The 11,190-nt window shown below is 54.4% G+C and carries 13 protein-coding genes and 1 tRNA gene; 6 read left to right on the top strand and 8 right to left on the bottom strand.

Annotated elements, in window-relative coordinates; translation table 11 throughout:
• A partial coding sequence (locus tag H7A81_RS21620) for a porin (RefSeq protein ID WP_182058679.1) occupies positions 1-266 on the top strand: 266 nt, incomplete at its 5' end.
• Positions 267-578: 312 nt separating this feature from the next.
• On the opposite strand, the gene H7A81_RS21615 is transcribed toward H7A81_RS21620, so the two are convergent.
• Positions 579-731: a hypothetical protein gene (locus tag H7A81_RS21615; RefSeq protein WP_166934724.1), complete on the bottom strand. Its 153-nt coding sequence runs from the start codon at positions 729-731 to the stop codon at positions 579-581.
• A 400-nt stretch (positions 732-1,131) separates the two neighbouring features.
• Between H7A81_RS21615 and apbE the strand changes: the two genes are divergently transcribed.
• The 3 genes from apbE to H7A81_RS21600 all read left to right on the top strand — a co-directional run bounded on the left by apbE (position 1,132) and on the right by H7A81_RS21600 (position 4,564).
• Positions 1,132-2,169: an FAD:protein FMN transferase ApbE gene (gene apbE / locus H7A81_RS21610; RefSeq protein WP_166934722.1), complete on the top strand. Its 1,038-nt coding sequence runs from the start codon at positions 1,132-1,134 to the stop codon at positions 2,167-2,169.
• A 15-nt stretch (positions 2,170-2,184) separates the two neighbouring features.
• The gene (gene alkB, locus H7A81_RS21605; RefSeq protein WP_182058678.1) at positions 2,185-2,826 is read left to right on the top strand and encodes a DNA oxidative demethylase AlkB; all 642 of its coding nucleotides are present in this window, start codon (positions 2,185-2,187) and stop codon (positions 2,824-2,826) included.
• An 85-nt stretch (positions 2,827-2,911) separates the two neighbouring features.
• Complete coding sequence (locus H7A81_RS21600; protein WP_182058677.1) at positions 2,912-4,564, top strand: multidrug ABC transporter permease/ATP-binding protein; 1,653 nt, start codon at positions 2,912-2,914, stop codon at positions 4,562-4,564.
• 155 nt (positions 4,565-4,719) lie between these two features.
• Here the strand turns inward: H7A81_RS21600 and H7A81_RS21595 are convergent, their stop codons facing one another.
• Entirely contained in the window at positions 4,720-5,385 is a 666-nt protein-coding gene (locus tag H7A81_RS21595; RefSeq protein WP_255479010.1) for a 4'-phosphopantetheinyl transferase, read from the bottom strand.
• A 140-nt stretch (positions 5,386-5,525) separates the two neighbouring features.
• Positions 5,526-5,729 (bottom strand): hypothetical protein, encoded by a 204-nt coding sequence (locus H7A81_RS21590; RefSeq protein ID WP_034824993.1) that lies wholly within the window; start codon positions 5,727-5,729, stop codon positions 5,526-5,528.
• 210 nt (positions 5,730-5,939) lie between these two features.
• On the opposite strand from H7A81_RS21590, the gene H7A81_RS21585 reads away from it, so the two are divergent.
• On the top strand, positions 5,940-6,491 hold the full coding sequence (locus tag H7A81_RS21585) for a GNAT family N-acetyltransferase (RefSeq protein WP_182058675.1): 552 nt from the start codon (positions 5,940-5,942) through the stop codon (positions 6,489-6,491).
• A gap of 53 nt (positions 6,492-6,544) precedes the next feature.
• Here H7A81_RS21585 and H7A81_RS21580 read toward each other — a convergent pair.
• The 3 genes from H7A81_RS21580 to H7A81_RS21570 all read right to left on the bottom strand — a co-directional run bounded on the left by H7A81_RS21580 (position 6,545) and on the right by H7A81_RS21570 (position 8,696).
• Positions 6,545-6,621, bottom strand: a tRNA-Pro gene (locus H7A81_RS21580).
• A gap of 72 nt (positions 6,622-6,693) precedes the next feature.
• Entirely contained in the window at positions 6,694-8,445 is a 1,752-nt protein-coding gene (gene yejM, locus H7A81_RS21575; protein WP_166936097.1) for an LPS biosynthesis-modulating metalloenzyme YejM, read from the bottom strand.
• 23 nt (positions 8,446-8,468) lie between these two features.
• Positions 8,469-8,696, bottom strand: a complete 228-nt coding sequence (locus tag H7A81_RS21570) for a YejL family protein (RefSeq protein WP_034824987.1) — start codon at positions 8,694-8,696, stop codon at positions 8,469-8,471.
• A 158-nt stretch (positions 8,697-8,854) separates the two neighbouring features.
• On the opposite strand from H7A81_RS21570, the gene yejK reads away from it, so the two are divergent.
• The gene (gene yejK / locus H7A81_RS21565) at positions 8,855-9,859 is read left to right on the top strand and encodes a nucleoid-associated protein YejK (protein ID WP_034824985.1); all 1,005 of its coding nucleotides are present in this window, start codon (positions 8,855-8,857) and stop codon (positions 9,857-9,859) included.
• A gap of 57 nt (positions 9,860-9,916) precedes the next feature.
• Here yejK and rplY read toward each other — a convergent pair whose 3' ends face one another.
• Both rplY and H7A81_RS21555 read right to left on the bottom strand, forming a co-directional pair.
• A complete protein-coding gene (gene rplY, locus H7A81_RS21560) occupies positions 9,917-10,201 on the bottom strand; it encodes a 50S ribosomal protein L25 (RefSeq protein WP_034824983.1) in 285 nt (94 codons plus the stop codon).
• Positions 10,202-10,329: 128 nt separating this feature from the next.
• A partial coding sequence (locus H7A81_RS21555) for a DEAD/DEAH box helicase (protein WP_370529974.1) occupies positions 10,330-11,190 on the bottom strand: 861 nt, incomplete at its 5' end.

Below are 11,190 nucleotides of genomic sequence, written 5' to 3'. Positions count from 1 at the left end.
ATAACTGGGAATTGGTGGCACAGTACCAGTTCGACTTCGGTCTGCGCCCATCCCTGGCGTTCGTTTCTTCTCGCGGCAACGTGCAGAACTACGGCGATCAGAACCTGAAAAAATATGTTGATGTGGGTGCGACTTACTACTTCAACAAAAACATGTCGACCTATGTTGATTACCAGATCAACATGCTGGACGACAACAACTTCACCAATGCGGCCGGTATCAACACCGACGACATTGTGGCACTGGGCCTGGTTTACCAGTTCTAAGTTGCAGCTTGGTAGGGCGCGCCACGGTGCGCCCTCGGCGGCCTTCGGGTCGCCGCTACTGCATCTGTTGCATTAACGCACTTTGTCATACCTCCACGATATCCTCTGCGTGTTTCCTCCTCTGTATTCGCACAATGGCACCGTCGACCAGCAACATTATCTGTGCAGCCTTAAACTGCCTTTATGCTGGGAACTTCTCAGGGATTTTCTTTTTTAACGGCTGACCGATAGCGGCAGAAGAGTCTCTGTTTCACTGTAAGGCAGGAAGACGCCCGGATGACCATCCGGGCCTGGGCGAGCGGAGTGATGAGATTACGATACAGGGCGCCATTTTTTGGCTTTTGGCGCGGGCACTCCCGACGTATGGGGCGTGGGTGTGCTGCCTTCCATTGCGACGCCTGCCAGCGTAAACGCGGAGAAGCGCAACCAGTGTTGCCAGGTTTGTTGGGTTTTTGTCTTATCCATTTTGCACCTCGCTGATGTTCAACTCAGTCTCAACGGTGCAGAATTCATGCCAGGTCACCGCTCTCAGCGCCACGCGGCCTCAATCTGATTTGCTACACTCCGGCAGCGCTGAAGCGGTGCATATCATTAATCCATGGTGCAAAAATTTAACGTTTGCGCGAGGGGTAATGCTGAATCAGGCGATGGCGATAGTGTTGCCAGCAGCGGAAAGTCCCGAAGATGAACAGAACGGCGGATACAGCGAGAATCATAAAAATCATCTGTCGCTCCTGTGCGGTTGGGGGGCTTGAACGCTCAATCCTGTGCAAGTCAGGTATGAACTTCAAGCAGCTTTAGCCTGTTTTACAAGCGGTTTATGCTTTGAAACAGGATGAATTAATGAGTTACAGATGAGGAAGTGATGGGTATTAAGAATATTCTGCTAATTGGTGTTATGACCAGCGCGTTGTTCGGCTGCGACCAGCAGGCCTCCCGTAGCGCACTGGTGCTGGAAGGGAAAACCATGGGCACCCAGTGGCGCGTCAGCCTGGCGGGCGTCGATCCCCAACGGCAGGCCGCTTTGCAGCAGGCTATTCAGCAGCAGCTTGATCGTGATGATCATGAACTCTCCACCTGGAAGCAGGATTCAGTTTTGTCGCGCTTCAACCAGTATCAGGGTGATCAGCCGCAGCCGGTGAGCGCGGATATGGCGGATATCGTGGTTGAAGCCCTGCGCATCGGTCATAAAACCGAGGGTGCGATGGATATCACCGTCGGCCCGCTGGTCAATTTGTGGGGGTTCGGGCCCACGAAACAGCCTGCGCACACTCCGAGCCAGGCGCAGATTGATGCAGCGAAAGCGCAAACCGGCTTACAACATCTGCATGTGATCCAGAGCGTAGAGGGGCAGTGGTTGCAGAAAGATCTGCCCGCGCTGGATGTCGATCTTTCGACCATGGGGGAGGGATATGCCACCGATCATCTGGCACGATTGATGGAGCAGCAAGGCATTACCGACTATCTGGTGTCGGTGGGGGGCGCAGTACTAACCCGTGGGCAGAATGCCAGCAATCAACCCTGGCGTGTGGCGATCCAAAAACCCACCGATCGTGAAAACGCCGTCGAAGCGCGCGTTGACTTACAGGGGCACGGAATCAGCACCTCAGGCAGCTATCGCAACTATTATGAACTGGACGGCAAACGCATTTCGCACGTGATCGATCCCGCGACCGGACGCCCCATCGAACATAAACTGGTGTCGGCCACCGTGATTGCGACTACCGCGCTGGAAGCCGATGGCTGGGATACCGGGTTGATGGTGCTGGGCAGCGAACGGGCACAAGCGTTGGCAATCAAGGAACATTTGGCGGTTTATCTGATCAGCAAGCAGGGTGACGGCTTTACGCACTGGATGTCACCCCAGTTCAAATCCTTCCTGATCGATCAGGAAAGCAAATAACGGCAGGAGGCGCAGATGCTGGATCTGTTTAGTGAAGAAGCTCCATGGCAGGAACCGTTAGCGGAAGGCGCGGTGATTTTACGCCGCCGCGCGCGCGATGATGCGGACGCATTGCTGGCGGCGATACAGGAGATTGCCGGGCAAAATCCCTTTGCTCACCGCATCACGCCGGGCGGGCATCGCATGTCGGTGGCGATGACCAACTGTGGCGATTTGGGCTGGTCGACGGACTCGCGCGGCTACCAATACACGGAGCAGGATAATGCCAGTGGGCACAAATGGCCGCCGATGCCTGCGCTGTTTCGCACGCTGGCGCAACAAACTGCGCAGGAAGCGGGATTCCCCGGCTTTAACCCGGATGCCTGCTTAATCAACCGCTACGAACCCGGTGCCAAACTCACGCTGCATCAGGATAAAGACGAGAAGGATCTGCGTCAGCCGATTGTTTCGGTGTCATTAGGCCTGCCAGCGGTGTTCCAGTTTGGTGGTTTTGAGCGCGGTGATGCCACGCAGCGGGTGCTGCTGGAGCACGGTGATATCGTAGTGTGGGGCGGCCCCTCACGCCTGCGTTATCACGGCATTCTGCCGCTCAAACCCGGTATTCACCCGGCAGCGGGCGCCTTTCGCTTTAATCTCACTTTCCGCCGCGCCCACTAACGGCGCGGTGAATGAGAATTAATCTTGCTATCATCCGGAGCGCCATTAAACTGCAGGCTGCTTGGTTGACCTCCGGAATCTGTTAATGGCATTGCTGCATGTGGTTTATCGCCAGTATCGCTGGCCTTTTATTGGCGTCATTCTGCTTACGCTGTTAAGCGCCGCGCTCGGCATCGGCTTAATCGCCTATATCAATAACGAGCTGATCGTCGCGGTGAATACCTCGATTTCTGTGCTGCCGAGTTTTCTGGGGCAGCTGTTTCTGCTGATGGCGGTGACGCTGGGATCGCAACTGGCGTTGACTCAGCTTGGTCATCACTTTGTCTGGCGCCTGCGCGGCGAATTCATCAAACGTATCCTCGATACACGCGTCGAACGCATTGAGCAGATAGGTAACGCGCAACTGCTGGCGGGACTCACCAGTGATGTGCGTGCCATCACCATCGCCTTTGTCCGCCTGCCGGAACTGATTCAGGGCATCATTATTACCCTGGGTTCCGCGCTCTATCTGGCGTGGCTGTCACCTAAAATGCTGCTGATCACCTCGCTGTGGTTAGTAATCACGCTGGTCGGCGGCTGGCTGCTGGTGTCACGCGTTTATCAACACATGGCGAAGCTGCGTGAAATCGAAGACGATCTCTATCGTGATTTCCAGACCATTATTGAAGGACGCAAAGAGCTACAGCTTAACCGCGAGCGCGCTCAACTGATTTACGACAACGTCTATCAGGAAAACGCCACAAGCTATCGTCATCATATCGTTCGTGCCGATACCTTCCATCTCAGCGCGGTTAACTGGTCAAATATCATGATGCTGGGCGCAATTGGCATTGTGTTCTTTATGGCTAACGGTCTGGGTTGGGCGAACACGGCGGTGGCCGCCACCTATTCACTGACGCTGCTGTTCCTGCGCACGCCGTTACTGGCGGCAGTGGGAGCCTTGCCGACCTTACTCAGTGCGCAGGTCGCCTTCCGTAAAATCAACAGCTTCGATCTCGCACCTTATGATGCACAGTTCAAAGCACTGCCACAGGTGAGTAGCTGGCAAACGCTGGAACTGCGCGATGTCTGCTTCCATTATGGCGAGCACGGTTTCCAGGTTGGCCCGATTAATCTTACGCTGCATCGTGGCGAGTTAGTGTTTCTGATTGGGGGTAACGGCAGTGGCAAGTCCACGTTGGCGATGTTGCTGACTGGGCTTTATCAGCCACAATCGGGCAGTTTGCTGCTGGATGGCAAAGTGGTCGACTGGCACAACCTCGATGCTTATCGTAAACACTTCTCGGCGGTGTTTACCGATGTGCATTTGTTTGATCGCCTGATCGGTCACGGCGGTCAGCCAGCCAATCCTGGGCTGGTGCAGCAGTGGCTGGAACGCCTGAAGATGCAGGATAAATTGAAGCTGCAAGGCAATAAGGTGCTGAATCTGCAGCTCTCTAAAGGGCAAAGTAAGCGACTGGCGCTGCTGCTGGCAGCGGCAGAGGAACGCGACATCTTGCTGCTGGACGAGTGGGCTGCCGATCAGGACCCGCATTTCCGCCGCATCTTCTACCGCGAACTGCTGCCATGGCTGCAGGCGTCAGGCAAAACCGTGTTTGCTATTAGCCATGATGATCACTACTTCATTCATGCCGACCGCTTGCTGGAGATGCGCGAAGGCCAGCTCAGTGAACTCACCGGTAACGAACGTGAGATGGCCACGCTGGATGCGGTGAAGCGCACTGACACCGGCCATTAACATCAGTCGGGAAAGCTTAGCAAAAAGCCTTATTGGGCAGGGTGTTGCCAGGCGAGTAAGCTGAGTTTCAACAGAGATTCCTCGTCTCTGTCTCCCTGGAACACTTCTGTCGTCTTGTGTTGTCACCGGCTTAGATTGATTCTGAGCCGGTTTTTTTATGGGTTATTCAGGGGATGAGCGATCAGCGTGATAACGCGGTCGCCGCGTCGCCAGAAGTGCGCCTGCAGGCGAGTACCGGCGTTAAACTCGCGTGAAAAGTCCTGCGTCAACGTGAGCGTGGCGCGGCCTTGCGTCAAATCCCACTCCAGCAGCTCCGCGTGCAGAAAATCCATCGGCTGATGCAACTGTGGCCACAACGCTTTATAGACACTCTCTTTCAGTGAAAACAGCAAAGTGGCCGCCGCTGCAAACGGCAGTGCAGCGGCGGTTAACCGTTGACGCTCTGCACGGCTCATCAGCATCTCCGCCGTTTCCTCTGCGGTCTGTTCTGCCATCACTTGCTCGACATCAACGCCTATACACAGGGGCGCCTGCGTTGCCGCGATGACGGCCATTTGCTGCGAATGAGAGAGTGAGGCCTGAATCCCTACCGGCCATACAGGCGAGCGATCGGGCGCATTACGCAAGATAAAGTCAGGCATCGCGAAGCGCGCCAGCATCTGCTGCGCCAGCCAGCGACTGGCTAAATGCTCAGCTTTACGCTTGGTGACGGCATTGTGTAACGCCAGTGGTAGCGGGAGCTGCCAGTGTTGATGCAGATCGCTGTGCCATGCCTGCTGATTAAATTCACACCACGCAATAGGGAGCGGAGAGCTTGTCATAGCCGCAGCGGTAATAAACGGAGAGGGGGGCAGTGCCAGGGGAATTTCAGAAGCAAACATTAAGCATCACAGCTGACGGTTAAAACGCTATTTTTACCCGTCAGCCGTGAAAAGAGCAAGCCAAAGCGGCTCACCCACGTTTAGTGATTAGGCGGAATTGACATGCCTTTGATCTGTACCACAAAGTGCTCGTTGCCTTTGGTTATACGCGCACCGCGGTCACACCACCGCGAAGCCAGGCGGAAAAAATCGTCGCTGCCGATATCGTAAGCCAGTTCAACTTTACTGATACCTGAATGCAGGAGTTCTTCCGCGTCCTGCAGGTTTTTAGCTTTGATGACCATAATAAGTGTCCATCGAAAAACAGGAAGGATAAGAGTAATTAAACTGTATGACAGTTTTGTTTCAATCAGATGAAATGCTGTCATATTTGACGAAAAATGTGATCCCGCTCCGCTTTGATTGCTTTCGGTAACTGACTGATTATTTCCGAGAAGATTTCCCACTCAGGCCGTTTTACGATAATACTGAATGGGTTAACCAAGGAGGTTGTTATGGAAATACCGCGTCTGGAAACGCCCCGTTTACTGCTGCAACCGCTGCGAAGCGAAGATGCGATTCAGGTACAGCAGGTTTTCCCGCGCTGGGAAATCGTGCGGCATCTGATCGGTTCTGTGCCCTGGCCTTATCCCGCTGATGGCGCCCGTCAATATATTGAGGGTATGGCGCTGCCTGCAATGAAAGCAGGGCAGGCGTGGCACTGGAGCCTTCGCCATCGATCTGATCCCAACAGTCTGATTGGTTTAATCTCACTACGCCTGGGGCCGGAAGATAACCGGGGATCCTGGTTGGTGCCTGAATGGCAGAAGCAGGGATTGATGAGTGAAGCCTGCGCAGCAGTCACCGATTTCTGGTTTATCCATCTCGATCAGACGCGTCTGCGTGTGCCCAAGGCGATGGATAATCTGGCTTCTCGTCGCATCTCGGAACGCACTGGCATGCGGTTAGTGGATACCTATTGCAAAACTTTTGTTGAGGGCGAGTTACCTGCGGGCACCTGGGAACTGACGCGTGACGAATGGCTGGCGCAGCGTGATAGAGGGTAGCGGCCTTCAAAAAGCAAAAAAGCAGCCTCAATGGCTGCTTTTTTATAGGATTTTGGTCGGCACGAGAGGATTTGAACCTCCGACCCCGGACACCCCATGACCGTGCGCTACCAGGCTGCGCTACGTGCCGAACGTGGAGAAGTAGTCTACTGGTTCCGCTCACGATTGCAATATGCGCAGGTTTTAACTGCCTCATTATTAATCAGTTTGCGGTAAAGCGCTTCTCTTCTGTCAACACCTGAAGCAGCAACGCCAGCTGCGGTTTATGATCCTTCAGCTTATTGCCCTGTGCATCGTAGGCGCTGTAACTGCCGTTGTTATTCAGCACCAGCGTCACGGTTGGCGTAGTCACCACCAGTTTGCCCTCTTCACTACTGGCGACCCAGTTGTGGCTGCGCTGAGCAGCAAACAGGTCTTCACCCTGTGAATAGTTGGCCGGATTGGTGCGCACGTGCAGCAGACGTTGCATTAACGTCGTCATCACATCCTGCTGGTCGGTCAGACGATCGATGGTCTGCGCCGGCGTATTCGGCCAGTGCACCACCAGAGGCACCCGTAACGTTGCACGGTTGCCTGGATTATCATCATTATCCGGCGTAACCGCACGCTGGGCGGTAATCACCACCACGGTATTTTTGAGCAAATCGCGTTGCTGCAACGTCTGTAGCACGGCCGCGATCTGCTCATCAACGCTGTTAGCCTGGCGCAAATAGCTGCGCTGACGCGCTTTAATGCTTTCGCCAGTCACGTTGACGCCATCAAGTGAAATCCATGAGAACCAGGGCGCACCCTCGGCTTTCTGGCCGTTGAGCCAGTTTTGCCATTGGTTCACCGTCGTGCTGTTCGGCTGAGCATCCGCCTCTGGCAGGCTGTAATCCGCTAACAGCGCCTGGCGATACAAGGGCTGGCTGAAGCCGTCGGAGGAGAACAGACCAAACTGATACCCCTGCGAATTCAGCGCACCAAGTAATGCCGAAGGCATGCGCGCAGCAAGTACGCCGTCCATATAGCTGGAGGAGATGCCGTAGAACAGACCGAACATGCCTTTTTCCGGCGCAATCCCGGCACTGTAGTGTTGGGTAAAACGTACGTTGTCACTGGCAAACTGATTCAGCGATGGCAGTGCCTTATCCAGATTGTCATGACTCAAACCATCAACGGTCAGCAGCAGCAGGTTGTGCCGCGTGCCGCCATCGCGGAAGGTGATATCACTCAGCGGATACTGCACTGACAGCGCCTCAGGATCACCCTGTTGCACCAGACGACGCTGATACTCCTGCGCATCCAGCAAGCCATGACGTTCAAGAAAACGTCGCGCGGTCATCGGATAGGAGAGCGGCAGATTGGCGCGCTGCATGGTAATCGGGCGATAGAAATTGGCATCGGCCCAGATATACAACAGATGGCTGGCAAAGAAAGCACAGATAAACAGCGCGGCCAGCGGCTTACCAAATGAGCGTCGATTCAGGCTGCGCAGCTTCTGCCAGCTCCAGGTGGCAAACAACATCTCCACGAGGAAGATGACCGGTACGCTAATAAACATCAGCTGCCAGTCACGCGCCATCTCGCTTTGGTCGGGGTTGATGACCAACTCCCACACCACCGGATTCAGATGGAGGTGGAAGCGGTTGAATACCGCGCTATCGACCATAATCAGCGTCAGCCCGGCAGTGGCGATAATCGCCGACAGCACCCTAAGCAATCGCTGTGACATCACCACAAAGGTGAGTGGGAAGATAATCAGCAGATAACCGGCAAACACAATAAAGCTAAAGTGGCCAATCCAGCTGGTATAGGCATAAATACGGCCCGCAAGCGAGGCGGGCCAGTCGGCGACCAACAGGTAGCGGCTGCCTAAAATCAGCGCGAAGATGATGTTAAACAGGGCAAACCAGTGCCCCCAGCTGATCATCTGGGAGACTTTTTCGCGGTAGCGCTGCCGGTTGGTTACCATATTTATGAGGTCAGATCTGCAATTTAGTGGGCGTTGTCATCGCGAACGGAAGACTGCAACGCTTCCGCGAAAGATTTCGCCAGGCTGCGGCGCTGGGCCGGCGAGACACTGGTGTTAATCAAATTGGTTACCATGTTCCCTAACACCATCAGGGAAAGGTCGGTAGGCGCTTTGTCTTTTTCAAGAATCTGCGCCATCTGCGCGAGAAGCTTCTCTACGCGCTCGTCGCTATAACGGGATGATTGTGGCATATCGTCGACTAATCAAGTGTGAAAAGGCGGTATATTACCGTAACAACGCGCTTTTTTCCGCAATTAAATCGCAAGCAGAGCGATCAGTTTGTGCGTGGAGTTGAAAGCAGCGGCGGGCGGTGTTTGAATACGCGCCTGAGCCCAAAGGAGAGTCTACCATGAGTCTGGATATCGACCAGATTGCCCTGCATCAGTTAGTCAAACGTGATGAAAACCAGCTTGAGGTGGTCCTGCGCGACACTTTGCTGCCCGCAACCCGTGCGGTAGAAGAGATGGCAGAAGAGCTGCATCGGGTGTACAGCGCCAAAAGTAAGGCTTACGGCCTGTTTAATGAAGAGAGTGAACTGGCCGATGCGCTGCGCAATTGCCGCAAAGGGGAAGATGACTTTCTGGCCTTTAGCCGTGCGGCGACCGGGCGTCTGCGTGATGAGCTGGGCAAATATCCGTTTGCGGAAAGTGGCGTGGTGCTGTTCCTGCACTATCGCTATCTGGCGGTGGAGTATTTGCTGGTGGCGATGCTGAGCAGCCAGTCGAGCATGCGCGTCAATGAGCAGCTGGATATCAGCAGCACCCATTATCTTGATATCAATCATGCGGATATCGTGGCGCGTATTGATCTCACTGAATGGGAAACCAATCCGGAATCCACCCGTTATCTGACCTTCCTGCGCGGACGTGTCGGGCGCAAAGTGGCCGATTTTTTTATGGATTTCCTTGGTGCCAGTGTGGGCCTGGATACGAAAGCACAGAACCGGGGGTTGCTGCAGGCGGTAGACGATTACTGTGCCGAGTCGAACCTTGATAAGAACGAGCGCCAGAATTACCGCCAGCAGGTTTACAGCTACTGTAATGATCAACTGCAGGCGGGTGAGGAGATTGCGCTGGAAGATCTTTCCAGTGAACTGCCTCCGCTGGGTGAGAAAACCTTCCAGGCCTTTACCCAGGAGCAGGGTTACGAGCTGGAGGAGCACTTCCCGGCAGACCGTAGCACCTTACGTCAGCTGACTAAATTTGCTGGCAGCGGTGGCGGCCTGACGCTGAATTTTGATGCCATGCTACTCGGCGAGCGCATCTTTTGGGATCCCGCGACCGATACCCTGACCATCAAAGGCACACCGCCTAATCTGCGCGATCAGTTACAGCGCCGAACCGGCGGTAACTGATTTTCAGGCAAAAAAAAACGCCGCGTAAGCGGCGTTCTCTTTTCAACTCGTTGGCGATTAAGCGCGAACGAAGTCGATGTGGTGCAGTTTTGGCTTGAACGGATGACGCTGTACCGCCTGAGCTTTAACTTTAACTTCTTTACCATCAACAACGATGGTCAGCACGTCGGTGTAGAACTCAGGCTTAGCCTGCAGGTTCATTACAACGTCGTGGTCCAGTTCGATAGCAACTGGCGCTTCGTTTCCGCCATAGATGATGGCTGGGAATTTATTTGCTACACGCAGACGGCGGCTCGCACCCTTACCCTGCTCTTTACGTACTTCAGCGTTGAAAGTGGTCATTTGATTTCTCTTCAATCATTTCTGCTACAGGCGACCCAGCAACAGACGGTTATTCATACGCTTTTACGGATGCAAAAGCGGGCGGCATTATAGCCGCAATAGAAGACGCGGGCAAATGATTCCGTCGCTTAACGCAGCTCATTCGCGCGTCGATAACGTCCCTGATAATCGAACATCTTCTCGCGAATTTGCCAGAAATGACCTTTAGCACGAGCCACCACAAAATCGGGATGACGCAGCAGTGGCTGCAAAGCGATAACATCCGCAGCCGTTTGCCAACCGAGTTCCACGCCGGGTGCGCGCTGGTGTGGGCGCATAAACAGCTGCTCGAAGGCTTTACGTTGTGCAGGCGTTTGCAGACGAAAACGTTCACTGACGCTAGTGCCATCTTCATCAAAGTAGGTCGTTTTTAGCCATTCGCCTTTCTCGTCGCGCCCTTGCTCCAGCGTCATGCCGCCGCAGCGCAGCACGCGTGCATCTTTGAGCTTTAACGCGGCTTTCAACATATCATCAGGGTCGACCATGATGCGATCGCACTGATGGCAGCGGCGAGCCGCAATATCGTTTTCTGCACCGCAGTCGGGACAACTTTTAAAGCGGAAGCGATAGTCGCACTGTTCACGATTGCCCTCATCATCCTCCATCACGCCCTGGCAGCGACGACCAAAATGTTCAATGATGTGGCCATCTTCGGTGGTTTTTCCCCAGAAGGTATTGGCGAAACCACAGGCAGGGCAGAACACTTGCACCGGCTGATTGTCACTGGCGCCTTTTGGCGTGCCGACTTCAGGGGTAAAGAGATCGTGCGGATTGCCAGCATAATCGAGGATCAGGCAATCGGTTTTGCCCGGCGACAAACGCAGGCCGCGCCCGACAATCTGTTGATACAAACTGACCGATTCAGTGGGGCGCAATATGGCGATAAGATCCACATGCGGCGCATCAAAGCCGGTGGTCAGTACCGCGACGTTCACTAAAAACTTTAACTG

The sequence above is a fragment of the Pantoea sp. ME81 genome, from assembly GCF_903970985.1.
Taxonomy (GTDB): Bacteria; Pseudomonadota; Gammaproteobacteria; order Enterobacterales; family Enterobacteriaceae; genus Pantoea; species Pantoea communis.
Note: the sequence above shows the minus strand (reverse complement) of the source record. Positions and strands in the feature narration are given on the sequence as shown.

Bases quoted from the DNA above. Each gene is read 5' to 3' on its own strand.
- yejK (WP_034824985.1), top strand. From the start codon at position 8,855: ATGAGTCTGGATATCGACCAGATTGCCCTGCATCAGTTAGTCAAACGT.
- H7A81_RS21585 (WP_182058675.1), top strand. From the start codon at position 5,940: ATGGAAATACCGCGTCTGGAAACGCCCCGTTTACTGCTGCAACCGCTG.
- yejM (WP_166936097.1), bottom strand. From the start codon at position 8,445: ATGGTAACCAACCGGCAGCGCTACCGCGAAAAAGTCTCCCAGATGATC.
- alkB (WP_182058678.1), top strand. From the start codon at position 2,185: ATGCTGGATCTGTTTAGTGAAGAAGCTCCATGGCAGGAACCGTTAGCG.
- H7A81_RS21590 (WP_034824993.1), bottom strand. From the start codon at position 5,729: ATGGTCATCAAAGCTAAAAACCTGCAGGACGCGGAAGAACTCCTGCAT.
- rplY (WP_034824983.1), bottom strand. From the start codon at position 10,201: ATGACCACTTTCAACGCTGAAGTACGTAAAGAGCAGGGTAAGGGTGCG.
- H7A81_RS21615 (WP_166934724.1), bottom strand. From the start codon at position 731: ATGGATAAGACAAAAACCCAACAAACCTGGCAACACTGGTTGCGCTTC.
- H7A81_RS21570 (WP_034824987.1), bottom strand. From the start codon at position 8,696: ATGCCACAATCATCCCGTTATAGCGACGAGCGCGTAGAGAAGCTTCTC.
- apbE (WP_166934722.1), top strand. From the start codon at position 1,132: ATGGGTATTAAGAATATTCTGCTAATTGGTGTTATGACCAGCGCGTTG.
- H7A81_RS21600 (WP_182058677.1), top strand. From the start codon at position 2,912: ATGGCATTGCTGCATGTGGTTTATCGCCAGTATCGCTGGCCTTTTATT.
- H7A81_RS21595 (WP_255479010.1), bottom strand. From the start codon at position 5,385: ATGACAAGCTCTCCGCTCCCTATTGCGTGGTGTGAATTTAATCAGCAG.